This is a genomic window from Tolumonas osonensis (genome assembly GCF_014202415.1).
Taxonomy (GTDB): domain Bacteria; phylum Pseudomonadota; class Gammaproteobacteria; order Enterobacterales; family Aeromonadaceae; genus Tolumonas; species Tolumonas osonensis.
Genome location: NZ_JACHGR010000003.1, coordinates 88119 through 112850, shown reverse-complemented (window position 1 = coordinate 112850; position 24732 = coordinate 88119). Strand labels below are relative to the sequence as shown.

General features: G+C 49.0%; 24 protein-coding genes. 17 read left to right on the top strand and 7 right to left on the bottom strand.

The features are described from left to right. Positions 1-8: 8 nt before the first annotated feature. From cysD to cysC, 3 genes are all read left to right on the top strand, one after another. Positions 9-917, top strand: a complete 909-nt coding sequence (gene cysD / locus HNR75_RS05005) for a sulfate adenylyltransferase subunit CysD (RefSeq protein ID WP_188026132.1) — start codon at positions 9-11, stop codon at positions 915-917. Positions 918-954: 37 nt separating this feature from the next. Next, entirely contained in the window at positions 955-2370 is a 1416-nt protein-coding gene (gene cysN, locus HNR75_RS05000; RefSeq protein WP_188025914.1) for a sulfate adenylyltransferase subunit CysN, read from the top strand. A 211-nt stretch (positions 2371-2581) separates the two neighbouring features. Then, a complete protein-coding gene (gene cysC, locus HNR75_RS04995; RefSeq protein ID WP_188025913.1) occupies positions 2582-3181 on the top strand; it encodes an adenylyl-sulfate kinase in 600 nt (199 codons plus the stop codon). Positions 3182-3497: 316 nt separating this feature from the next. On the opposite strand, the gene ppa is transcribed toward cysC, so the two are convergent. Beyond that, entirely contained in the window at positions 3498-4031 is a 534-nt protein-coding gene (ppa, locus tag HNR75_RS04990) for an inorganic diphosphatase (RefSeq protein WP_188025912.1), read from the bottom strand. Between the two features lie 155 nt (positions 4032-4186). Here ppa and mpl point away from each other — a divergent pair, with 155 nt between their 5' ends. Continuing rightward, entirely contained in the window at positions 4187-5557 is a 1371-nt protein-coding gene (gene mpl, locus HNR75_RS04985) for a UDP-N-acetylmuramate:L-alanyl-gamma-D-glutamyl-meso-diaminopimelate ligase (RefSeq protein ID WP_188025911.1), read from the top strand. A gap of 2 nt (positions 5558-5559) precedes the next feature. Next, on the top strand, positions 5560-6162 hold the full coding sequence (locus tag HNR75_RS04980; RefSeq protein WP_188025910.1) for a flavin prenyltransferase UbiX: 603 nt from the start codon (positions 5560-5562) through the stop codon (positions 6160-6162). Between the two features lie 79 nt (positions 6163-6241). Here HNR75_RS04980 and HNR75_RS04975 read toward each other — a convergent pair whose 3' ends face one another. Further along, on the bottom strand, positions 6242-6739 hold the full coding sequence (locus HNR75_RS04975; RefSeq protein WP_188025909.1) for a hypothetical protein: 498 nt from the start codon (positions 6737-6739) through the stop codon (positions 6242-6244). Between the two features lie 120 nt (positions 6740-6859). On the opposite strand from HNR75_RS04975, the gene HNR75_RS04970 reads away from it, so the two are divergent. Next, the gene (locus tag HNR75_RS04970) at positions 6860-7342 is read left to right on the top strand and encodes a GNAT family N-acetyltransferase (RefSeq protein ID WP_188025908.1); all 483 of its coding nucleotides are present in this window, start codon (positions 6860-6862) and stop codon (positions 7340-7342) included. Positions 7343-7350: 8 nt separating this feature from the next. On the opposite strand, the gene modF is transcribed toward HNR75_RS04970, so the two are convergent. The 3 genes from modF to HNR75_RS04955 all read right to left on the bottom strand — a co-directional run bounded on the left by modF (position 7351) and on the right by HNR75_RS04955 (position 11440). Further along, the gene (gene modF / locus HNR75_RS04965) at positions 7351-8802 is read right to left on the bottom strand and encodes a molybdate ABC transporter ATP-binding protein ModF (RefSeq protein WP_188025907.1); all 1452 of its coding nucleotides are present in this window, start codon (positions 8800-8802) and stop codon (positions 7351-7353) included. Positions 8803-9126: 324 nt separating this feature from the next. Further along, positions 9127-10551, bottom strand: coding sequence for a DUF1254 domain-containing protein (locus HNR75_RS04960; RefSeq protein WP_188025906.1), 1425 nt, complete (start codon positions 10549-10551; stop codon positions 9127-9129). Positions 10552-10669: 118 nt separating this feature from the next. Further along, positions 10670-11440 (bottom strand): DUF3313 domain-containing protein, encoded by a 771-nt coding sequence (locus HNR75_RS04955; RefSeq protein ID WP_188025905.1) that lies wholly within the window; start codon positions 11438-11440, stop codon positions 10670-10672. Between the two features lie 325 nt (positions 11441-11765). On the opposite strand from HNR75_RS04955, the gene HNR75_RS04950 reads away from it, so the two are divergent. Then, positions 11766-13535: a PAS domain-containing sensor histidine kinase gene (locus HNR75_RS04950; RefSeq protein WP_188025904.1), complete on the top strand. Its 1770-nt coding sequence runs from the start codon at positions 11766-11768 to the stop codon at positions 13533-13535. Then, a complete protein-coding gene (locus HNR75_RS04945; protein ID WP_188025903.1) occupies positions 13501-14136 on the top strand; it encodes a response regulator transcription factor in 636 nt (211 codons plus the stop codon). Before HNR75_RS04950 ends, HNR75_RS04945 begins: the two co-directional genes overlap by 35 nt. 28 nt (positions 14137-14164) lie before the next feature. Here HNR75_RS04945 and HNR75_RS04940 read toward each other — a convergent pair whose 3' ends face one another. Further along, a complete protein-coding gene (locus tag HNR75_RS04940; RefSeq protein ID WP_223157780.1) occupies positions 14165-15022 on the bottom strand; it encodes a hypothetical protein in 858 nt (285 codons plus the stop codon). Positions 15023-15251: 229 nt separating this feature from the next. On the opposite strand from HNR75_RS04940, the gene HNR75_RS04935 reads away from it, so the two are divergent. From HNR75_RS04935 to HNR75_RS04895, 9 genes are all read left to right on the top strand, one after another. Continuing rightward, positions 15252-15632, top strand: coding sequence for a response regulator transcription factor (locus HNR75_RS04935; RefSeq protein WP_188025902.1), 381 nt, complete (start codon positions 15252-15254; stop codon positions 15630-15632). A gap of 63 nt (positions 15633-15695) precedes the next feature. After that, a complete protein-coding gene (locus HNR75_RS04930; protein ID WP_223157779.1) occupies positions 15696-16094 on the top strand; it encodes a YidH family protein in 399 nt (132 codons plus the stop codon). A 140-nt stretch (positions 16095-16234) separates the two neighbouring features. Further along, complete coding sequence (locus HNR75_RS04925; protein WP_188025901.1) at positions 16235-16828, top strand: hypothetical protein; 594 nt, start codon at positions 16235-16237, stop codon at positions 16826-16828. A gap of 55 nt (positions 16829-16883) precedes the next feature. Beyond that, on the top strand, positions 16884-17231 hold the full coding sequence (locus HNR75_RS04920) for a hypothetical protein (protein WP_223157778.1): 348 nt from the start codon (positions 16884-16886) through the stop codon (positions 17229-17231). Positions 17232-17325: 94 nt separating this feature from the next. Then, a complete protein-coding gene (locus HNR75_RS04915) occupies positions 17326-18717 on the top strand; it encodes an anaerobic sulfatase maturase (RefSeq protein ID WP_223157777.1) in 1392 nt (463 codons plus the stop codon). A 147-nt stretch (positions 18718-18864) separates the two neighbouring features. Next, a complete protein-coding gene (locus HNR75_RS04910) occupies positions 18865-19605 on the top strand; it encodes a hypothetical protein (RefSeq protein ID WP_188025899.1) in 741 nt (246 codons plus the stop codon). 223 nt (positions 19606-19828) lie between these two features. Further along, the gene (locus tag HNR75_RS04905; protein ID WP_188025898.1) at positions 19829-20998 is read left to right on the top strand and encodes a hypothetical protein; all 1170 of its coding nucleotides are present in this window, start codon (positions 19829-19831) and stop codon (positions 20996-20998) included. Then, on the top strand, positions 20995-21993 hold the full coding sequence (locus tag HNR75_RS04900; protein WP_223157776.1) for an Lnb N-terminal periplasmic domain-containing protein: 999 nt from the start codon (positions 20995-20997) through the stop codon (positions 21991-21993). The genes HNR75_RS04905 and HNR75_RS04900 overlap by 4 nt, the downstream gene beginning before the upstream one ends. A gap of 66 nt (positions 21994-22059) precedes the next feature. Further along, positions 22060-24282 (top strand): patatin-like phospholipase family protein, encoded by a 2223-nt coding sequence (locus HNR75_RS04895; RefSeq protein WP_188025897.1) that lies wholly within the window; start codon positions 22060-22062, stop codon positions 24280-24282. A 76-nt stretch (positions 24283-24358) separates the two neighbouring features. Here HNR75_RS04895 and HNR75_RS04890 read toward each other — a convergent pair whose 3' ends face one another. Then, positions 24359-24670, bottom strand: a complete 312-nt coding sequence (locus HNR75_RS04890) for a DUF2845 domain-containing protein (RefSeq protein ID WP_188025896.1) — start codon at positions 24668-24670, stop codon at positions 24359-24361. Between the last annotated feature and the right edge of the window lie 62 nt (positions 24671-24732).

Below are 24732 nucleotides of genomic sequence, written 5' to 3'. Positions count from 1 at the left end.
ATATGCAACTGGACACCGCACGATTAACCCATTTAAAGCAGTTGGAAGCGGAAAGTATCCATATCATCCGTGAAGTTGCCGCCGAATTTCAGAATCCGGTGATGCTCTACTCCATTGGTAAAGACTCCTCCGTCATGCTGCATCTGGCTCGTAAGGCCTTCTATCCGGGGACCTTGCCATTTCCGCTGCTGCACGTGGATACCACCTGGAAATTCCGCGAGATGATCAAGTTTCGTGATGAGACCGTGAAAAAATACGGTCTGGAATTGCTGGTGCATATTAACCCGGATGCGGTTGCGATGAACCTGAACCCGTTTGAACACGGCAGCTCGAAACACACCGATATCTGGAAAACCGAAGGCCTGAAGCAGGCGCTGAATAAATACGGCTTTGATGCGGCTTTCGGTGGTGCGCGTCGTGATGAAGAGAAGTCGCGTGCGAAAGAGCGTGTGTACTCCTTCCGCGATAAAAACCATGCGTGGGATCCGAAAAATCAGCGTCCTGAACTGTGGCGTCTGTATAACGGTCAGGTGAACAAAGGGGAGAGCATCCGCGTATTCCCGTTGTCCAACTGGACCGAACTGGATATCTGGCAATACATCTATCTGGAAAACATTGAAATTGTTCCTCTGTACTTCGCGGCGAAACGGCCGGTGGTGGAACGCGATGGCGTGAAGATCATGGTGGATGATGATCGTATGCCGCTGAATCCGGGCGAAGAACCCAAACTGGAGTCTGTGCGTTTCCGTACGCTGGGCTGTTACCCACTGACCGGGGCGGTCGAATCTGAAGCCTCAACCCTGCCGGAAATCATCGAAGAGATGCTGGTGTCCACGACCAGTGAACGGCAAGGGCGTCTGATCGACAGCGATCAGGCCGGCTCGATGGAGCTGAAAAAGCGTCAGGGTTATTTCTAAGGTTTGCGGGTTACAGAAACGGATTAAGGAACAGAAAATGAATACAACTATTGCCGAAGCAATCAAAGAAGAAGGTATCGAAACCTACCTGAAAAAGCAGCAGCACAAGAGCCTGCTGCGCTTTCTGACTTGCGGTAGTGTGGACGATGGCAAAAGTACGCTGATTGGTCGTCTGCTGCATGATTCCCGTCAGGTGTATGAAGATCACCTGAATACGCTGAAATCAGAGAGCCAGAAGATTGGCACCACCGGTGAGAAACTCGATTTCGCGTTGCTGGTTGATGGTCTGCAGGCTGAACGTGAGCAGGGCATCACCATTGATGTGGCGTACCGTTATTTCTCCACGGCAAAACGCAAGTTCATCATTGCCGACACGCCGGGCCATGAGCAGTACACCCGTAACATGGCGACCGGTGCGTCGACCTGTGATCTGGCGATCATCCTGATTGATGCGCGCCGCGGTGTGCTGGAACAGACCCGTCGTCACAGCTTCATTGCCAGCCTGCTGGGGATCCGTCAGTTCATCGTGGCGGTGAACAAGATGGATCTGCTTGGTTTCGACGAAGCGGTATTCAACCGGATCAAAACAGAGTATCTGGAATTCGCGGCCGGTTTGCCGAAAATCGACATCAAAGTCGTGCCAATTTCAGCACTGGATGGTGACAACCTGGTTAGCAAGAGCGAGCAGACACCTTGGTATGACGGTGAACCGCTGCTGACATTGCTGGAAAACGCCGAAGTCGGCACCCGTGATGCTGATCTGCCATTCCGCATGCCAGTGCAACTGGTATCGCGTCCTAACCTCGACTTCCGTGGTTATATGGGCACGATTGCGGCCGGTGTGGTGAAACCCGGTGATGTGGTCAAGGTGTTGCCGTCCGGCAAAGAGAGCAAGGTCAAACGCATTGTCACCTTTGATGGCGATCTCGATTACGCGCTGCCGGGCGAAGCAGTTACCATCACGTTGGAAGATGAAATCGATATCAGCCGTGGTGATCTGCTGGTGGCACCGGATGCGGATACGCAGGTTACACAGCGTGTGCTGGCCAATGTGGTCTGGATGACCGAAGAGCCGTTGCAACCACACCGTCAGTACGACATCAAACTGGCTACCCGTAAAACCCGGGGCCATGTCGATGCCATTCGTCACCGGATTGATGTGAATACACTGGAACATCATGAAGCGACCGAACTGAAACTGAATGAAATCGGGCTGCTGGAATTGTCACTGACCAACGCAGTCGGCGTGGATCCTTATGATGCAGTACACGATACCGGCAGTTTTATCATCATCGATCGCCTGAGTAACGTCACCATTGGTGCCGGTATGGTGGTCGACGCGCTGGCAGATAAAACCACCAAAACCCAGTTCAGCGAATTTGAGCTGGAGCTGAATGCACTGGTGCGGAAACACTTCCCGCACTGGCAGGCGCTGGATATCAGCAAGCTGTAATGTTCGAAGAGGTAGCCAATCTGGTTACCTCTTTAGTTTTAATGATTGGAATTAGAGAGGATAAGGGGAATCATTCTGGAGGCCCTCCGCGTCATGGATGACGCGGCGGAGCCCCCATGGATGGGTTTACGGCGTGCCGGAAGAATGAATCTCCTTGTCCGTATTCAACGTGGTTAACTTGCCTCAGTTGCATTGAATAGGTTCGGAAAGAATGAACAAAGATATCGTCTGGCATGAACATGCCATTGATAAAGCGGCCCGGGCAGAACAAAAAGGCCATAAAGCATTTCTGCTGTGGTTCACCGGCTTGTCCGGCTCCGGCAAATCCACCATCGCCGGCGCACTGGAACAGGAACTGTTCCGCCGCGGGGTGCATACCTATCTGCTCGATGGCGATAACGTCCGTCATGGCTTATGCAAAGGGCTGGGTTTTTCTACTGAAGATCGGCAAGAGAATCTGCGTCGCGTCGGTGAAGCGGCCAAACTGATGGTGGATGCGGGGTTGGTGGTCCTGGCGGCGTTTGTTTCTCCTTACCGCGCCGATCGTGATGCCATCCGTGCCTTGTTCCCGCAAGGTGAATTTGTCGAAGTCTTTGTTGATACACCTCTGGCCGAATGCGAGCAACGCGACCCGAAAGGCTTGTATAAGAAAGCCCGCGCCGGGGAGATCAAGCACTTTACCGGTATTGATGATCCCTACGAAGCGCCGGCACAACCCGAAGTACATATTCACAATCATGGCCGCTCTGTTGACGAGGCTGTTGCCGAGTTGTTGACTCAGTTGCAGGCGCGTGGACTGTTATCAGTATGAGTTGCTGAATCGTTCTGGCCAGGCTGTGAGTCAGATCAGCAATTAACAATAGTCATATTAACTGTACGGATAGAGTTAACAAAATTGTTATGCTATTGTTAACCGGTAGGCCAGCTGCGAGGTCTGCGAGGATGTAGCATAATGAAAAATGACAATAAGATGCCGAAGACAAAATTACTCGTTTTGCTGCTGGTGTACATTGCGCTGGTAATCGGGTTAGCGGTTTATCTGTATTTGTAACAACACATGATAATTAAAGGATCTTCAGGTCCTGAGACAAAAAAGCCATGCAATGCATGGCTTTTTGTTTTAACAATTATTTGCTTTCTTCGTAACGAACTAAAGACGCCTGGATTTCAGCGATGGCTTCAGCTTTGTCGCCCCAGCCTTCTACTTTAACCCATTTGCCGTGTTCCAGTTCTTTGTAACGCTCGAAGAAGTGTTTGATCTGGCCTTTCAGCAGTTCTGGCAGTTCGTGTACGTCAGTGATGTGATCGTACAGTTTGGTCAGCTTGCTGTGCGGAACCGCAACCAGCTTCGCGTCCTGACCTGCTTCGTCGCTCATTTTCAGAACGCCAACAGGGCGGCAACGGATCACTGAACCAGGAACCAGCGGATACGGAGTCGGAACCAGTACGTCAACCGGATCACCATCCAGAGACAGGGTGTTGTTGATGTAACCGTAGTTGCATGGATAGAACATCGGAGTTGCCATGAAACGGTCTACAAATACAGCACCTGACGCTTTGTCGATTTCATATTTGATTGGATCAGCGTTCTGCGGAATTTCGATGACAACGTAGATATCTTCCGGCAGATCTTTGCCAGCAGGAACCAAATTCAAGCTCATGGCGTTTCCCTTTTAAAAGTAATAGTAAGTTGCAGCGCTCTATTATAACCACGCCGCGATAAATCGCTACCAACCAGCACCGCAGAGTGATGGCACAAAAAGCATTGCTTCATTAGAATCAGGGTTTTAGTTTCCTTAAATTCAGGTAGTCCTGTATGCATATTCACATTCTGGGCATTTGCGGTACCTTCATGGGCGGTATTGCGGTGCTGGCAAAACAGTTGGGTCACAAGGTAACAGGCTCAGATCTCAATGTTTATCCGCCGATGAGCACTCAGTTAGAGGAGCAGGGGATTGAACTGATTCAGGGGTATGATCCATCCCAGCTGGATCCGGCGCCAGACATGGTGGTGATCGGGAATGCCATGAGCCGGGGTAACCCTTGTGTGGAATATGTGTTAAACCGGAATCTGCCATATACTTCCGGTCCGGAATGGCTGCGTGACAATGTCCTGCAGCAGCGCTGGGTATTGGGTGTTGCCGGTACGCACGGCAAAACGACGACAGCCAGTATGGTGGCGTGGATTCTGGAGCATGCCGGTCTGGAACCGGGTTTCCTGATTGGTGGCGTACCGGGCAACTTCCCGTTTTCCGCGCGTCTGGGGAAGGCGCCATTTTTCGTTATTGAAGCTGACGAATATGATTGCGCCTTCTTCGATAAGCGTTCCAAATTTGTGCATTACCGTCCGCGCACACTGATCATGAATAATCTGGAATATGACCATGCCGATATCTTCCCGGATCTGGCAGCCATTCAGCGTCAGTTCCATCATCTGGTGCGAACGGTACCGGGTAATGGTCGTATTCTGATGCCGGCGCATGATCCGGCACTGGCCGAAGTGCGTACTATGGGATGCTGGAGCGAAGTTGAGCTGGTAGAAGGCGACGGTGCCAATTGGCAGGCAAAACTGCTGAAAGAAGACGGTTCTGCATTTGAAGTCGTACTGAATGGGGAAGTGCAGGGCGAAGTGCACTGGAGCGGACTGGGCCGTCACAGCGTGCATAATGGCCTGATGGCGATTGCCGCGGCGCGGCATGCCGGTGTCCGGGTTCAGGATGGCATTGCGGCTCTGAATGAGTTTGTGATGCCGAAACGTCGCATGGAACTGCGGGGCGAAGTGGCCGGCATCAAGGTTTATGATGATTTTGCCCACCATCCGACCGCCATTGCCACGACCATTGCCGGCTTGCGGGCGAAGGTCGGCACCGCCCGTATTCTGGCTGTACTGGAACCCCGCTCGAACACCATGAAAATGGGCGTGCATCAGGGTGAGCTGATCAAGAGTCTGGTACAGGCGGACAAGGCGTATATGTTTGCGCCGACCGGACTAGGCTGGGACATTCATCAGCTGGCGCAGAAAGCACCGATCCCGACCTCGGTTCAGCACGATATTAATCATCTGGTGGATATGCTGGTGGCAGAAGCCAAACCGGGTGATCAGATCCTGGTAATGAGTAATGGTGGCTTTGAAGGCATCCATAACAAATTACTGGATAAATTAACCAAGCAACATCCACAGGAGTAAATATGACACAGGCGATCACATTGGCGATGACCGGCGCCTCCGGTGCCATCTATGGTGTTCGTTTGCTGGAACAATTACTTCAGGCGGGCTGCCAGGTGCATCTGCTGATGTCTTCGGCAGCCAAGGTCGTGCTGGCAACGGAACTGGATCTGGCCTGGCCGGCAGATCCGCAGGCCTGTCAGCAATATCTGATCCGGCAATATGGTTGTGATGAAAAACAACTGCGTGTGTATGGCAAAGAAGACTGGTTCTCGCCGGTCGCTTCCGGCTCTGCCGCGCCCGGACAGATGGTTATTTGCCCCTGTTCCATGGGGACCCTGGCCGCGATTGCCCACGGTATGTCAGATAACCTGATTGAACGCGCCGCCGATGTGGTATTGAAAGAGCGGGGACATTTGCTGCTGGTTCCGCGCGAAACACCTTATTCCGCCATTCATCTGGAAAACATGCTGAAACTCACTCAGCTGGGAGCAACAATATTGCCTGCCTCTCCCGGTTTCTATCATAAGCCGACGAGTATCGATGAGTTGGTTAATTTTATGGTGGCCCGGGTGCTGGATCATCTGCAAATCCGACAATCCATCTCTCCGCGCTGGGCAGAATAACGGTTGAAAAAATAAAGGCTTGGCGTAACTACATATCGAGTTACGCCATTGCTGTTTTTATTTTACATTCAGCCGGGAATTAATAGTTTGGCGGGGCCACTTCCAGATACTGGCCATCAGGTGTGTGCCGGTAATAACGGCCGTTCTGCACATAATAACGGGTACCGTTAACATCGACGACATTCATGACTGAACCGGTATTGGCGATGGTGGTGGTGGTAGCACCGTTATTAATGATGGTGACATTGCTGGTGGCGGGTGCAGCAACCTGTTCATAAGCACCGCCATGCATACGGTACCAGAGTTCATTCAGGACGAAATAAGTCACACCGGCAGCAATCACGGTCTTATATCCCGGTGGCATGATGGTGTAACGGGCCGGCGCATGGACATGCACAGGAGCCGGATATACCCGTACCGGACCTGGGTAATAAACCCGTCCGTAATCACGGTGATGGTGTTTTCTATGTTCCCACCGATGATCATCGTCACCGTCAAAATGAGGTCTGGCCTGGGCTTGAGCCAGAGGCAACAGCGCAGCAACCATAAACAACGAAATGATCCGACGGTATTTCATAAAAGCTCTCCAAATCGCCTTTTGGCAGGTTCACACTAAGTATAAATCGTCACAAATTTATGTGAAATATGTGGCAAATTGTGTCAGCTTCAACAGCAGAATTTGTCCTGGAGATAAGTAATGTTAAAGATTCAATATGTTGACTACCACGATGAGCAGCAGGTGTCTGATTTGCTGATGTTACTGGATCTCTATGCGCAGGACCCGATGGGGGGCGCCGAACCTTTATCTGCCGAATGCCGCCAGCAATTGCCGCAAACCTTACAACAATGTCCGGCCGCCATCTCATTGCTGGCCTATCAGGATGGTCAGCCGGCAGGGCTACTGAATGCTTTCCAGACGGTTTCTACCTTCGCAGCCCGCCCGCTGATTAATGTGCATGATCTGGCGGTGGCGCCGGAATACCGGGGGCAGGGGATCGCGACCGCACTATTGCAACGTATCGAACAGATAGCCCGCGAACGCGATTGCTGCAAGTTAACGCTGGAAGTGTTATCCGGAAACCAGACGGCACAGCGCACCTATCTTCGCTGCGGCTTTGCCGGATACGAACTCGATCCGGCACAGGGACAGGCATTATTCTGGCAGAAAAAGCTCGGCTGAATCCTGAATTAAAGACGGGTCTGTTCATAGCGATAGTGACCATCCGGTTGTGCCACAAATTGCAGACGGTGAGTCATGCACTGCGGAACATCTTCGGCGTGATGCGACACATACAGCAACTGACTGCGGCTGTTAGCCACCAGGCGATCAATATACTGCAGCACCAGATGCCGGTTCAGACTGTCCAGTCCCTGCAACGGCTCGTCCAGAATCAGCAGCGGCGGATGTTTCACCATGGCCCGGGCAATTAACAGCAAGCGTTGTTGCCCGTAAGACAGTTGCAGAAATGCACTCTGTTCCATCTTTTCCATGCCCAGTAGTTTCAGCCATTGCCGGGCCAGCGCCAGCTCCTGATCGCCGGGTTGCTGATAGAGCCCGATAGAATCATAAAAACCCGACAGGATCACCGTCAGCGGTGTACCCGCAACACGGTATGACATATGAAACGCCGGGCTGACAATGCCCATATTCTGTTTGATATCCCAGATACTTTCGCCGGAACCACGGCGCTTGCCGAATAGCGTGACTTTGTTGCTGTAACACTGCGGATGATCGCCGGTGATAAGGTGCAGCAGCGTGGTTTTGCCGCAGCCGTTCGGGCCGGCAATATGCCAGTGCTCGCCGTTATTCACTTGCCAGGTTAAGTCATGCAATATCGTGCGCTCTCCGTAACTGACCTGTATCTGCTGCAAATCAATCAACGGATCGGTGAATGCGGTATTTCCGCCAGACTGCAGTGGTGGCGGGAGGGTGATGTCGTGGTCTGAGGCACAGTGCAGCAGCTGTTGTGTCAGTGGATCGGCAAAAAATGCCTCCCGGCTGCGCTGTTGTGTGAACTGGCAATCCAGTATCCAGCCCAGTTTCTGTGCAAAGGCGGGAAGTTCATCCGGACGATTGACGATGATCACCAGCGCCATCCCCTGTTGCTGTAACTGCGCCAGTGTAGTCATCAGTTGTGTACGGGCGGATACATCCAGCCCGTCAAACGGTTCATCCAGAATCAGCAACTGAGGTTTTGACATCAATGCCTGCGCCAGCAGGACCTTGCGACCTTCTCCGCTGGATAAAGCGGTAAAGGGTTGCTCCAGAAGGTGAGTAATACCAAATTGCTGTGCCAGTTCCTGGCAATAAACATCATCATGCCGGTGTTGCTGAATAATCGCGGCAGCCGTCGCGGCTATTTCTTCTTCCGTGCCCAGCATATCGGTATTGGTCCGTTGCCATTCATCGTCATACAGTTTGAGCTGCTTTTCAAAAGAGACCAGTTCCGGGCGCAGATTACAGGCATATTCACCTGATTCGGCCTCCAGTTCCTGCGCTAGTGCGCGCGCCATCATGGTTTTACCGCTGCCGTTGTTACCGATAATGGCGCAGCAGCTTCCTGCCGTCAGATAAAAAGAAGAGATAGTTAGCTTTTTATCGGTTCCAAAAGAGAATGTTGCTGAATTTATGGATAACATGAATACCTCGGGAAAGGAGATAATGCCCGGTAGAAATTACGGGTAGGGTAGTGGTCAAAATTTTGTCTCATTTCATGAAACTATAACCTAAAGAGATGACTCATGACCAAGCCAACTTTCGACATGGATGCTGCTCAGTTATTGAAATTGGCCGAGGTTCGATTTCCCATTTCATAACCAATAAAATCAGTAAATTATAGATTTCCCCCTTCTCGGTTTTGCGCATTTTTCAGTTTTTCGTACTTGCTGGCGTAATTACAGATTGCTCCGGTTCAGCGGCGGCATAATGTCATCCGCTGAACCGGTTGTTAGCTGGCAAAGATTCTACTGAACCAGTTCGATCTCGCTTAGTTTCCAGGTTTTATCGAACCAAGGCTCAAACGGGCCGTACAGCCGGAACAGCATGTTCCAGCCCTTGCCGGGAATGGTCTGAATCCAGTTTGGTTCCATACCTGACGGGGTTTTTGGTCCGAAGTAAACGTCTACTGACCCATCCTGATTGACTACCAAGCCTTGATCCAAACTGCTCACTTGAGGAAAGTCTTGGTCGGTCTGGAGCATGGAGCGGGTCTGGTTGTCATACACTATTGCTGACCAGAAATCCTTTACTGGAGCGTTAGGCAATACACGCAGCCGATAGGTTTTGCCACCGTCCAGCGGATTGCCCTGGGAATCCAGAAGTCCGACGGCATACTGGGAACCTTGACCCACCATCTTGGCTTCCATGGCTGGTGTGACGCCTGTGGCATAGAAGTAGAAAAAGGCGGCGGCATCGAGATGGGCGACACCGGGCTGCGACTGGAACTTGTATCCGCCGAGCCACTGGCGCCAGGTGCTGTTCGGATAGTAGAAAGCCTCAGGTATGCGGCTCTGATAGGTGAGAGTGCGAGCGGTAGCGTCGCCCACCGCAGCAGCCTCAGTCAGTATCTTCTTCATGCGCTCGTCAGGTGCAAACAGCTTGCCTTTCTCAATGCCGATCGAGGCAAAGAAACCGAGCGTGATCGGGTCAAGCGACTCGACGGGTTCATTCTGAACGACGTAGTTAAGCAGTTCCCAAAAGCGGTAATCTGCTGGTGCTACCGTTGAAAAATCCCGATCAGACACGTTGACGAAGGTGTTGGCTGGCGGATTAGCGACCTGCGACAAGGGATAAATGCGCGTGTTCTTGTGCAGCCTTTCGATCGCTGGCTTGATGTCTCCTTGCACTGGCATGTTGCGCCACACGAGGATGGACTCGAACGTGGGCACGCGCACCACCATGTATCCTTCGGGCGCGTCGCCTTCGTACCCCGGAGGCAGCAGCAGGTATTTGCCGCCTTTACCCTTGTCCGGGCCGACGATGCCGATGTCGGTTACATACTTGAACCAGAAGTCATCAATCATGCCCAGTGTCATAGGGGGCACTTCGACGACCAGAGGACCTTTATGCAGATCGATCCAGATCCATGTGTAGGGTGTTGTTGCATTCGGCGTTAGAAAGATCGACCGGGCGTTCAGGTTTTCTTCAAATGTTGGGATCGTGACATTTGCGGGGCCGACGGTCAGCAATCCCTCGCGCAACCCAGCTACGTTCACCGGTGCCAATGCCAGCAAGTAAGCCTGAACCGCGCGCTGGAAGTCGAGGTTGTCGTAAACTTTATTGACGGTTTCCTGGTCCGGAAAACCATCAAAAAAGTTCAGCGTGCCCAGCCGCGTTTGCACTGTGTTCGGTGAAGCAACCCCAGCCGGAATGTCTGTAGTCATCTTCATTTTTATCCCCTTTTCGATATCGTACTCAGGTAACCTTCTGATTCAACTAACTGTTTATTAAGTTGAATTATTCTGCATAGCGTTTCTGAATAAGCATAAATAGCGGAATGCATGATACTTATTTCAATTGAGCTGCAAGTGTTCCGGTTCCCTTGGCCCAGCTATCCAGTACTGTTTTGAGATTCTCGACTTGTAGTTGTTGTTTGTCGTCAGGCAGTTTCTCACCAGTTCCCTTACGAACCGCTTTGACCAATGGTTCTCCGGATAGTGAGTCTTTAGTGATACCTTCTACGTAGACAGCAACAACCTTATCCCGTTTACCCAATGCGGCGGTAGCACCTGCATAGACAAGGGTAACTGGTGTGACTTCATAAATTTTCAACCCCTCAAGGGAGGTTTCCACGCCAGTGATGGCAACTGAAACTTCAGCCGTATCGCTCCCTGGCTTGTCGGTTAATACAAAGTTTTTTCCAAGCTCAAGTTTGACTCGCTCGGTCAGGTAACTGGCAATCTTATCGAGGTTTGCCTGGGTGATTTGCTCGTTGGTTTTGGGATATGGATAGTAGGTTACTGGCTTGATGATTAATTTGGAGTATTTACCTTTCACCAGATCTGGTTTTACCCAACGTAGTACTTCATTTTTTTCACTATCCATTACCGTTTTCATATCGGAATAATTACCGAGGAAACCGGAATACATAGCGGTATTACTGCTTGTTTGCGGGGTTGACGCACAAGCACCCAGCAAAATTGCCGAAACCAGAACCATTGCTTTACTTATTCTCATGCCGTTTCTCCTTGGTTTATAAGATAAATCCGTATTTATGTTCACCATATCGTTTTGATTAAATTCAGCACAATTGATGCTAGCAGCAACGATGTGTTGCATATGAAACATGTCTCACATATATGATAGATAATTGACGCGCTGGGGGATGTCCTGTGCCGCTCTGATGAATCTTCGATTGGAAATCTTGTGGCTTTGTGACCTGCAACCCCGAAATTGCCCGATTTTGGAGCAGTGATGAAGGTATACTCGTACTGGTTAAACTTAACCAGGCTCTGAAGATGGATTCGCTGAATATTGGTTATGGTGTTTGTATTAGCGACGTTAGTTATTGTATTTCATCAGATTAATCTGTCTGGTAAAGCGTTAACTGTGGTTGGCAAGTTGAGTTTTTCAATGCTCATATTATTTCGCCGTGGATGGATACATGATGTACGGTCTTCGTAGTACCCGCCCTGAACTTCACCATGCATTGGTTGTTTCAGGCAGTTATCTCTTTGTTATTGCCTCTGTGGGGCTTATTGCGCTGCTGATTTACAGGGGTGCAATACAGGCTGCCTACGTGTTTGGTTTTTGCCTGCTAGTTGTAATAGCTGCAATCGGTTTTAAGTTGTCAGTGGGCATGATTCGGTCTGCGAAGCTTGTACATCAACTCCGGATGGCAGAAGCGGAATTACGCCAAAGTGAGCAACGCATGGCTCAGGCAGCCAGAGCCGGAAAGTGGGGCGTTTGGGAATGGACTGTAGGTGCCGATAATATTTGGGTTACGGATCAGATACGGACGCTCTATGGTTTTGCTCCCGCAGAGCAGATTAGTTTTAACCGTATTTTAAGTGTGGTGCATGATGATGATCGAGACATGGTCCGGACCGGTGTACTGCAATTGATGGAAAATGGCGGTGAGTTCTCACGCCAGTACCGGGTTGTGTTGCCCGGTGGGCAGGTACGCTGGATAGCTGCCCAGGGTATTGTTGACATTGCTGCTGATAATAAAAAGAAGATACGCGGTGTCTCTTTTGATATCAGTGAGCTCAAACGTAGTTCCGATTTGCTGAAACAAGAGAAAGCATTTCTGAAACAGTTAATTGATATCAACCCGAATCTGATTTTTACTAAAGATCGGCAGGGCAGATTTACACTGGCTAACCAGGCCGTAGCCAATATTTATGGCACCACTGTTGATGACTTAATAGGCAAGACAGATGCTGACTTCAATACCAGTGCAGAAGAAGTGCAATGGTTTCATCAATCAGACACAGAAGTATTAGATTCTTTGCAAAAGCAGGTGATTCCGGAAGAACGAATTACTGATGCGAACGGAAAAACTCGTTGGCTGGAAACGATCAAATTGCCTGTATTTGATTCACATGGAGTTGTCAGCCTCGTGCTTGGTACGGCTATTGATATTACCGAACGCAAAGAAATGGAGCTGGATCTGGCTCAGCAGCGACAGGAACAGGCTCATCGTTCCCGGGTGATGATGCTGAGTGAATTATCCGGCTCACTCACTCATGAACTGAACCAGCCGTTGGCTGCAATTCTCAGTAATGCACAGGCGGCATTGCGTTTTATGGCGCAGGATTCACCGGATCTTGGTGAGGTTCGTGAAATTTTGCAGGACATCGTCAGCGATAATAAACGAGCCAGCGAAGTGATCCAGGGAATGCGTCTGTTATACAAAAAAGGCTGCATGCAGTTTGAACTGACAGATATGAACTCGGTGGTCGGAAATACTCTCAATTTGCTACGCAGTGAAATGATGAATGCCGGCGTTCTTTGTAAAGTAAACCTTACTCTGGATCTGCCTGAAATTAATGCAGCCCGGGCACAGATTCAGCAAGTATTGATTAATCTGATTATGAATGGCTGTGATGCTATGGCCGGCATTGTGGAATCAAACCGCTTACTTTTGATCACTACAGAGATGGATCCGCAGCAGGGCATCCGGATTAGTGTAAGTGATCAAGGTCACGGCATCCCGGCTGAAACAATAGATCGGATTTTCGAGCCATTTTTTACAACAAAACCACAAGGACTTGGGTTAGGGCTGTCTGTCTGTCGCAGGATAATTATTGCGCATGGCGGCCATTTGTGGGCCTCCGGTAATGCGAACGGCGGTACAACCTTTTTCTTCACCGTACCTGTGTATGAGGGATCGAAGAATGAACAATCATGGAGCAAGGGTAGCGATAGTTGATGATGACAGTTCTGTGCGCAAGGCCATTGCACGCCTGTTGCGTACAGCTGAATTAGAGATATTGGTCTGTGCATCAGCACAGGAATATCTTGAACAATATGATCCGGATGTTCCTGGCTGTCTGGTGTTAGATGTAAATATGCCGGGGATCGGTGGGCTTGAGTTGCAGGATGTACTTACTACGAAAGGTGTTGTTTCACCTATCATTTTTCTCTCAGGTCAGGCCACTGTCCACGATAGCGTGCAGGCACTTAAACATGGCGCGGTTGAATTTCTTACCAAGCCAGTAGATGAGGATGAGCTGCTGAAAGCCGTCTTCAGCGCTATTGAAAAAGATCAGCTTGACAGATCAATGCGTGCTGAGCTGGACAGGATTAAAAAAACCGTGGATATGCTTACGCCCCGGGAGAAACAGGTGTTCAGCTATGTTGTTGCCGGCAAACTGAACAAACAGATAGCCAGTGAACTTGGCACAGTAGAAAAAACGATCAAAGTCCACCGTGCCCGGGTCATGGAAAAACTACAGGTCAGATCGCTTGCGGAACTGGTCATGCTGGCTGTAAAGGCTGGTGTCGCCGGTCACTCGCCTCTCGGGCAGTAGCCGGAACCAGCCTGACCAGCGGTTATTTTTATTTCGGGAACAGGAGCGTAACCGAGAACCGCAGTCCCCAATCCGGGCCACCAGTCGGACCTTCAACATATGAACGGGTACCGAGTGCGAAGCTGACCGGTTGCTTACCGAACTTCACTAATTGACTTACGCTCAGGTTGATCGGTACAAGCCATTGCTCGTTTTTCCAGTCGTAGGTGGACTCGGTATTTACACCGATAGTCGTATAGGTTTTGGTGGTATACGACAGGAAAGGCTGAAGGAAGGTTGTGCTGATATCACTTCGTTGGTCGCTGCCTGCGACCGACCAGATATGATTGGCAAGAATACCGTATGTCCAGCCATTGGTCTGTCTGAGCGCAACCAGGGTCGGGCCGGTTCCCCATTTTTCGCTTCCGACCATATCATTGGTGGCTGAAGGGATGAGCAGCACTGGTCCGCCGCCCCAGATCCAGCCATTACTGGTCGGTGCGTTAGGTGAAAAGAAGAAGCTTTGCGTGATGTCCCCCAGACCTGACTCATTGCTACCGCCTGCCACCGGCGATTCTGCGTCAATAAATGGGACGATCGTGCGAGAGATCAGATTCCAGTTCTGATTCAGGGTAACAGGGATAACTGGCTGAATAACGTAAGTGGAGCGATCCGCATCTTCCGGCCCAATACCGGTATCCCAGTCGAGTTTCACAGGCACACTGAGCAGGTTTGCGATTGGATTTGCCAGTTTCTTTGCCAGTTCAGCGCTGTCATCGGCTGCCACTGATTGCTGTACCACACCGCAGGATATCAGCGCTGCTAATGCTGGTGCCAAAGCCTGGCCTGACGTGAGCCATTCTCCATGTTTAATCGCTTTTTTTTCACTGGGATCACTGAATATCATAAGTTTATTCCTCCGGAGTTGAAGTCAACGTCGGGGAGAGTCAGTCGGCTTCCTATCCAAATCGTAGTAGATCCACAATAAAGTGGTAATTGGCCTTTAGTCTATGTTCTTCCGCTTTCGTGAACGCACCTGCATTTAGCGATATTCCTGCAGTTCTATTTGTGTGTTACAGTAAATATTGGTCCAAAGTCCAATACCAGGACCGCCTTGAGCACACTAGTTTACTATTATGAATAGAACATCACCCTTAATTGCCGTTGTTGACGATGAAGAGTCTGTACGCAAGGCGCTGGAGCGGCTTATTCGCTCAGCCGGAATGCATGTTAAGACTTTTCAATCAGGCGCTGAGTTTCTTGATGCCGGGCTGACGTTGTCTATCGACTGTGTGATTCTTGATGTGCTCATGTCGGAGACAAATGGCCTGGATGTTCAGGCTCAGCTGATTAACGCAGGCAAGTTACTGCCAGTAATTATTATGACAGGCCATGATATGCCTGAGTGGGGTGTTCGTGCGCGCGGTGATGGCGCGGTTGCCTACCTGCTAAAGCCTATTGACGAGCGGGTTTTATTTGATGCGATTGGATCAGTTGTATCTGTAAAAAACAGCTGAAAGCAGCGTAAGTGTATCGCGCTACAGATACTGTGATGTTTTTTTGATTGAGGAATAGCTGATATGACTGACGAAGTAAAAATGTCATCCAATGAACTGGCTCAGATACGGACATCATTGGCTGCAAAACGTTCTATGATGGCTGCAGATCGTACATTAATGGCCTGGCTGCGCACTTCACTTTCATTGATTAGTTTCGGATTTACAATTTATAAAGTTCTTCAGGGCATTGAAAGTGCAGGTGGTATGCTGCCAAAAACACATACCCCCGAGAGTATAGGTTTATTTCTTACGGGGATGGGTACTGTCGCCATGGTGATGGGTACAATTGAGTACTGGATATCAATCAAAGAGTTACATCAGTTTAATGTGCGATTTAAGCGAAGCACAATTGTGATGGCGATAGTGATGGCTACAATTGGTCTTGTTACGTTCATCAGCATTGTCACCAGATTGTTCTGATATCGGGCATCAAGATGATTGAAACCGCCGTGATTGTACTACTGCTTACTGCGACGTTCCTGGCCGGGGAGTATGTGCATCCTTTTAAACAGCTAGTTCATGATAACCGAAGTCTGGTTTCTTTTGGGTCTGGAATGGCTGTGGCTTATGTTTTTATGCAAATCATGCCGGAATTGCAGACGGTACGCAGTCTTTTCGTGGCATCCGCGCCTGTGCCATTGTGGTTTGAAGGGAAAGTCATTTATCTGCTGGCTCTGCTGGGCTTCCTGCTGTTCTACGGTCTCAATAACCTGTCTCATAGTGTGTCGGAAACTGGATATTCAAAGCAGGAAAGGTGGAAATTACAGCTGCATATCGGAAGTTTAGCCGCTTATGTCTGGCTGATAGGTTATATGCTGGTACAGCGACTCGATCCGGAAGATTCGCTCGTGTTATACGCAATGGCAACAATATTTCATTTTTTGGCAATATCACACGAATTGCCGGAGAAATATGGCGTCTTGTACGGACTGCGTGAGCGTTTCATTCTTGCTGGCATGTGCATGCTTGGCTGGGCCGCGGGACAACTATTTGCACTGCCTCATATGGTTCTCGCTCTGATGGTTGCATTCATCTCGGGCGGGATCATCATTAACAGTATCATCATGGAATTACCTAAAGAAAAAGATGGGCGTTTTCTGCCATTTGTGGCTGGCGGCGTGTGTTATGCGTTGATTCTGTTACCGCTAGGGTGAGTCGTTTTTCTGACATAAGAGGGCTAGGGATATGCACGATATATGGCTGCGGATTATGGAAAATATGGTTGACAGGATCAGCGGACCATTGCATTTCAGATTGCTGCTACAACCGGTAATGGCGGCAATCTTTGCCATTATTGCAGGATTGAAAGATGCCAGAGAAGGTCGGGCACCGTATTTCTGGTCTCTTTTCACCGATCCGGTCAATCGGGCGGAAATGTTAAAAGATGGCTGGAAAGGTGTTGGCAAGGTATTTGTTCTGGCGATAGTCCTTGATGTCATATTCCAGATCAAAGTGCTGCATTTCGTGTATCCGGGGGAGGCAATCATCGTAGCGATTGCACTGGCGATCCTGCCGTATCTGATCCTGCGTGGACTGGTTACGCGTATCGCCCGTTAAATGAGTATTAGACCAAGGTCCAATAGCGACCCCTATATACGCTTGTTAAGGTTTTAGCATTTGTTTGTCAGCTACTGCTGCCAGGAGAAACCCAGTGTTGAATCGGTCGCCAGAATTCAGTAAAGAATCACGCTCTAATGCGCCGCCTGGGTTTCACTTACTGGCTAAACCGAGTGGCTCGACATGCAACATTGACTGCACCTACTGCTTTTTCTTATCCAAAGATGCGCTGTATCCGAATGAAAAAAAACGGATGTCAGAGCAAACTCTCGAAACTTATATCCGTCAACTATTGGAGTCTCATCGTTCATCTCAGGTCACAGTTGCCTGGCAGGGGGGGGAGCCCACGTTGATGAAATTGGCTTTCTTCCGCCATTCGGTTGAACTGGTCGAAAAGTATCGTCGTCCACAGCAGGAGATACTGCATACCTTCCAGACAAACGGCATTCTACTTGATGATGACTGGTGTGCTTTCTTTAAAGAATACAATTTCCTGGTTGGCCTCAGTGTTGATGGCCCGCGTGAGCTACATGACACTTACCGTCTTACCCGCCAGAAAAAGGGCACCTTCGACAAGGTAATGGAAGGCTGGCGCTGCCTGCAACGGCATGGGGTCGACGTCAACATTCTGTGCACGGTTAACGCCGCCAATCAGCATCATGGGCGAGCGGTCTATCGCTTCCTGCGTGACGAGCTGGGGGCAACCTGGATGCAATTCATTCCCATCGTCGAGCGTGCCACGGCACAGACCATTGATATTGCGAATCAGGGCTGGAGTGATCAACCTGGTCGCCAGCGGCTGCTCTACACGCAGACCGGTAATCTGGTGACTGAGCGTTCCGTCGATAGCAAACAATACGGTCGTTTCATGATTGATATCTTCGAAGAGTGGGTGCGTCATGATATTGGCGAGGTATACGTTCAGCTCTTTGATGTAACGCTGGAGGCTTATTTCGGTAGTCATCTGCTGTGCATTCACGCCCCCACATGCGGCTATGGCCCGGCACTGGAATATAACGGCGATCTATACTCTTGTGATCACTTTGTAGAGCCGGATTACAAGCTGGGCAACATCCATGAAACGCATATGCTTGACCTGATTGTTTCGACTAAGCAGCAAAAATTCGGGCAGGATAAATTTGATACCTTGACGGCACAATGCAAAAGCTGTGCGGCGAGGCCACTGTGCAATGGCGGCTGTCCAAAAGACCGGTTTGCACAATCTCATGATGGTGAACCAGGCCAGAATTATCTTTGTGCTGGTCTTGAACTATTCTTTACTCATACACAGCCGGCAATGCGGACTATGGTGAAGTTATTGCAGCAAAACCGTTATCCCGCAGATTTAATGGCGATAACGTTGGCTGAGGATAACCGGCGAGGACTTCATCACTCATGTCCTTGTGGTAGTGGCCGGGAATTGCAATCTTGCCATGGAGATATCAGTCCGGATTCATCCGTCAATGAGGTCGCACCACAATGGTAGAAATATTCTATGTTTTATAGATGCAGTGGGGTCACCTGGATTGTTTGAATGTTGAAGTAATGATGGTCTGGTTCAAGGAACATCTACTTTAATAAATGTAATCAAATGGACCTCGTGATCGAATTTAACAGGGACAGGGGAAATAAAATGAAAAACAGCATGAAAACAAAGGCTTCAATACTTGGTTTGTCATTGATGGCAGCATCTGCTATGCCTGCAAGTGCTGCAGAGCAAAGTGACTGGAAGTTCGAGTTCACGCCTTATTTGTGGGCCGCCAGCATGAAGGCTGATGTTGAAGTCAGAGGTCACTCCGGATCTGTGGATGCAAGCTTCAATGATCTGATGGATAAAATGGATGCGTCAGCCGCCTTTCTGGGCACTGCACAATATAAGTCTTGGGTAACCTGGGTACAATTTGATTATATTAATCTTAATTTTGATCTGGCTGGCCATAAACATACCGGAGCACTGGATATTAAACAGACCATGGGCACCTTTGGTCTTGGTTATCAGTTCTCTGGCTGGAAAGAAGGACAAACTGTCGATGTATTGCTCGGTGTCCGCACAATGACGCTTGAAAATGAACTGTCTATTGATTCAGTGGGTACATTTAGCAAGGATAGCGATTTTGTCGATCCAGTCATCATTGTTCGGCCAAGCTTCCAGATTTCGGAAAAATGGCGCTTCAATCCAACCTTATCCTATGGCACTGGTGGTGACTCAGAAGAAACCTGGGAATTACAACCACAGTTCCAGTATCAAGCCTGGGAAAATACCGCATTCCGTTTCGGTTACCGGAAACTTCATTACAAAATTGAAAATGAGAACGGTAATTCTTTCGATGGATCGTTTGAAGGACCGATCATTGGTGTAGGTATCACTTTTTAACCTTTAGCCGAACTGTTATTCAGGTGGCGGCCGTTGTAATACAGCGGCCGCACTATTTGAGTTTTTAAGAACGGGTGTTCATACATCCATTAAGTCATTTCTGAATAGCTGGAGAGCTCAATTTTATTTGATTATTAAGGAGTCTTACCCCAAGGTCCAATAGCTGCCGGCTGATCCTATTGCTATATTTTATAAGTGATTATTGGTGTACACGGGGGATCAGATGATGGAACGTCTTGAGAAAAATGGAAACAGCAGCTTTTCGTTGCTTGGTGGTCCTCTGTATCGCGTTGGTTGTTATACAGGACTCATCCGTAGCGGAACAGACTCCGTTCCACTGGGCGTTGCGATCGGCGTCTTTTTCTGGTTAGGCTTGGTGGCCGTGACCCTGGTACAGGGTGTTACTGATCAATTATTTACCTTCTCACTAGTCGGTGATCATGTTCGTCTATTAGTTGTTATTCCCCTGTTATTTTTGTTCGAATCAATGCTGAATCCCCGCTGTGCTGATTTCGTGAACTACCTTGTGCGTTCGAAGATTATACCTGAGGGTGCGCTTCCGGCGTTGGAGGCAGCAATTATCCGTACCCGTCGCGGAGTAGACTCCTGGCTACCTGAAGCCGTATTTCTGCTGAGTGCTATTATTTTTTCGCTGCTACACCTGGCAACACCGTTGCTTGGGGTTTCAACAAATAATGATCCAAATGTTTCCGTACATATCACGCAGGCAGGTGACTGGTATTGGATTGTGAGCATGTCATTGTTCCGTTTTCTGGTACTGCGCTGTTTGTGGCAATTGGGTCTATGGGTGTATTTCCTCTGGCGCTTATCGAGATTGCCTCTGCATCTGATACCGACGCATCCTGATGGTTTTGCTGGTCTGGGTTATCTGGAGGTAGTTCATGTTAATTTTTTACCTCTGGTTATAGCTATTTCATCGGTGCAATGTTCGGCATTCGCAGAAGTTTTTATTGGCGGAGAAATGGCCTTTGAGGCTGTCTATGGCGTGTTTCTGGTCATATTGCTGATTGATGCCTTTCTGTTTATCGGGCCGTTATTTTTATTCTCGCCTAAGCTCTGGGACTGTAAAGTCCAGGGGCTGAATGAGTATATGGATTTTGCGGCACATTATGTCGAAGACTTCGAGAAAAAATGGATAGACTCAAAAGGCGTTAGCGATGAACCACTTCTGGGTACTGCGGATCTGCAGTCGCTTGCCGATCTGGGTAACAGTGTTGATGTTATTCGCGAGATGGGGTGGGTGCCAGTGAGCAAACGGTTACTACTTAGCTTCACTGGAGCTGCGTTGCTGCCATTATTGCCTCTGGCTCTGTTCAAATATTCTTCTTATGAATTGATGATAAATATGTTCGAGGGGTTGTTTGGCCTATGAAAGTCATCATGCGAATCTTCGGACTACTGATACTCATATTACTGATAGCGGTAAGTGGCTGCTGGGCAATTCTTGCGCTCATTAATGCAGGTCCGTACAGTGAAATGGTGCGTAACATTCTGGCAGCAAGTTTTGCTGTGGTTCTGTTAGCCGTGCTGCTTGCCATGTTTTTCCGTTCCTGGCGCAGTTATGCCATAACCGGATACATCATGTTGTTTGCTGTTGTGCTGGTCTGGTGGGGTAGTATGGAACCATCAAATGAGCGCGACTGGCAAACTGATGTGGCAGTACTTCCTTCGGCGACTATCGACGGTGACATGGTCACTCTGCATAACATCCGCAACTCCGAGTACCGCAGCGAAACGGACTACACACCTCATTATTACGATAAGCGTGTCGATTTGCGTGAACTGACAGGTGTGGATGTGATCGCCGTTTACTGGATGGGGCCGGCCATTGCCCATGTATTTTTAAGTTTTGAATTTAACCACAACGACCATATCGCTATTTCGATTGAAACACGTAAAGAGAAGGGGGAAGACTACTCCTCAATTAAGGGTTTTTTCCGTCAATACGAACTATTTTATGTGGTTGCTGATGAGCGTGATGTTATCCGCTTGCGCACAAACTATCGTCAAAACCCGCCTGAAGACGTTTATATCTATCGGGCAAAAGGAGAGCTCGAAAGCGGGCGTCGCTTATTCCTCGAATATGTCCGTCGCATCAATGCGCTGACAACCGAGCCTGAATTTTACAACACGTTATTAACAAACTGTACTACTAGCATATGGATGTCAACGCGGGTTAATCAGCAACACATACCTCTTGATTGGAAAATTCTGGTTAGCGGATATTTGCCTCAGTACCTTTATGAGCAAGGACGGCTCGAAGCTAATGGACTGAGTTTTGATGAACTTAAGCAGCGCTCATATGCCAATGTTCGGGCCCATGCTGCAGACAGCGCTGCGGATTTTTCCCAGCTAATCCGTAAATAAGACGGAAATACTGTCCAGGTGATTAAGGCGACCATGATGCAGATAACTATAAAAAGGTGTTGGTATATGAGTACATGGATTTTACGGGCACTGCTCATGGTGCTTTCTATTACAGCGTTCTCGGTCAGAGCTGAAGATGCTGTGCAGAACACCGATCCACACAAACGCCCTAAAATATGCCTGGTGTTGTCCGGCGGTGGTGCTCGTGGCGCAGCGCATGTTGGTGTTCTCAAAGTGCTGGAACAATACCGCGTGCCGATCGATTGCATCGTTGGTACCAGTATGGGTTCGTTGGTCGGGGCAGCCTATGCGACAGGTACCACATTGCCGGAAATGGATAAAATTCTTTCAACTATCTCTACTGAGTTGTTGTTTAAAGAAGATCCGCCTCGCCAGCAATTGACTATGCGTCGCAAGCAAGACGATAACTCGATTTTATTTACGCCCGAAGTGGGCCTTTCTAATGGTGAAGTTAAGGTTGGTAAAGGTTTGGTCTCGGGTGTGCAACTGGAAACCGTGTTACGCCGTCTGGCCAAGATAAAGGGCTACTATCAGTTTGATGAGTTACCTATACCTTATCGTGCTGTTGCAACCGATCTTGTAACTGGTAAGGCAGTGGTTTTCAGTGAAGGCGATTTGGCGTTGGTGATGCGGGCCAGTATGTCGGTTCCCGGTGCGGTATCGCCAGCTGAGTTTAATGGGATGATGCTGGTGGATGGCATGCTGACCAGTAACTTGCCGGTGCAGACTGCACGGGAGATGGGCGCGGATATTATCATTGCCGTGAATGTGGGCACGCCATTGCTGAAACGGGAGCAATTAACCGGGATATTTGGTGTATCGGGTCAGATGCTTAGTATCCTGACAGAGCAGAATGTGCAAGAGTCGCTTGCCCTGCTGGGGCCTGACGATATTCTCATTTCCCCGGAGCTTGGTGATTATTCGACCGGTGACTTTGATCACCTGACTAAGATTGCCCCTCTTGGCGAAGCTGCAGCACTTAAAGTATCGGGAAAACTGACAGCGCTCTCCATGCCTGCTGAAGAATATGCAGCGGTGCGCAGGAAGCAGCAAGTAGTCGCTGTTGCAGATACCCGGCCAGTCAATGAGATCCGATTTGATAACTTAAAACGTGTAAATCCGGCATCTGTTCAGGCGACAATGAAGACAGAAGTTGGCAAGCCAGTTGATCAGGCAACCATTGATAGTGACATGCGGCGCATCTATGGCACCGGCGATTTCGAACATGTGAATTATCGCTTCCTGGAAGAACCCAACAAGCGGGTATTAGCCGTTGAAGCTGTGGAAAAATCGTGGGGACCGGACTATTTGCGGTTTGGTCTGGGCTTATCAAGTGATTTTAGCGGTGACGCTTACTACAATTTGCTGGTGAGCTATCGTCAGACATGGCTTAACTCATTGGGCGCTGAGTGGCGGAATGATCTTCAATTAGGTCGCACCAGCAGCATAGCAACAGAGTTCTATCAGCCACTTGATGAAGAAAGTTATCTGTTTGTCGCCCCGCATGCAAAATTTGAACAACGATCTACTAACCTGTATGCAGGTAATAACCGTATTGCCAGTTATGACGTACTCAGCACACTTGCAGGTGTGGACTTGGGTTCACAGTTTAACCGGTATGGTGAATTACGGCTGGGGGTTGTGGGCGGTTTACTCAATCCGACACTGGATACAGGCCCGCAAGCCTTATCGCCAGGTGAGTCCGAAATCAAGCAGGGTGCTTATACGCTGAAATTACGCTTCGATCAGTTGGATAGTGCGCAATTTCCGAGATCAGGATGGCGTAGCGGTGTGAATGTCTTTAACTCCAATGCAAGTCTCGGTACAGATCAACCGTATACAAAATGGGATGTTGACGGCACGTTTGTTATCTCCTCTGGTGATAATATATTCAACTTTTCGGCTAAAGCAGGTGGCAAATTTGGTGACGATCCACTACCAAGATATGACCAATTTCAATGGGGTGGGTTCCTCCAGCAATCAGGGTATTCCACAGGTCAATTAGTTGGTGAAAGTTTGCGGTATGGCCGGGTTATGTATTATCGCAGAATAATGCAGGGAACCTTTCTGGATGGTGCATACGGTGGTGTATCACTTGAGGCTGGAAAGGTTGGCGATCCACTGATACCCGGCTATTTCGACGAAGTACTCAAATCCGGTGCCATTTTTATTGGTAGTGATACCCCTCTTGGCGGCGCGTATCTGGGGTATGGGTATGCAGAAGATGGCAACAGTGCTCTGTACTTCTATCTTGGGAGACCTTTTTAAATAGAAAAAGGGAATATCATGTATCCGGAAAGAAAATGGTCGGGATTTTTACCCGACCATTTATATTTCTATATCGCTAGTCATTGCGAGGGCCGTTCTCTATCTCTTTAATCACGCCATCTCTTATGGTCACTAACATCATAATTTTATTTTTACCCATATCTACCATTAAGGTCTCACTGTCGGTAACCATTGATACAGAGCCATTAGTATTTTCAACGAGTGATGACTTACTTTCTACAACACTTACTGCTGTTCCACATTTCATAAGTAGTTCAGCTTTGGTATCGCCAACAGAGATAATTGAACCGCCACAACGCAGAGAGTTGTCAGCAAATACAGAGGTTGAAAGTAACATTCCTATTAAAATTAGTCCGTGTGTTTTCATAGTTCTTCTCCGGGGATATTCAGCATTAAACCCTTTGTTACAATTGCTGTATAAAAGGTTCT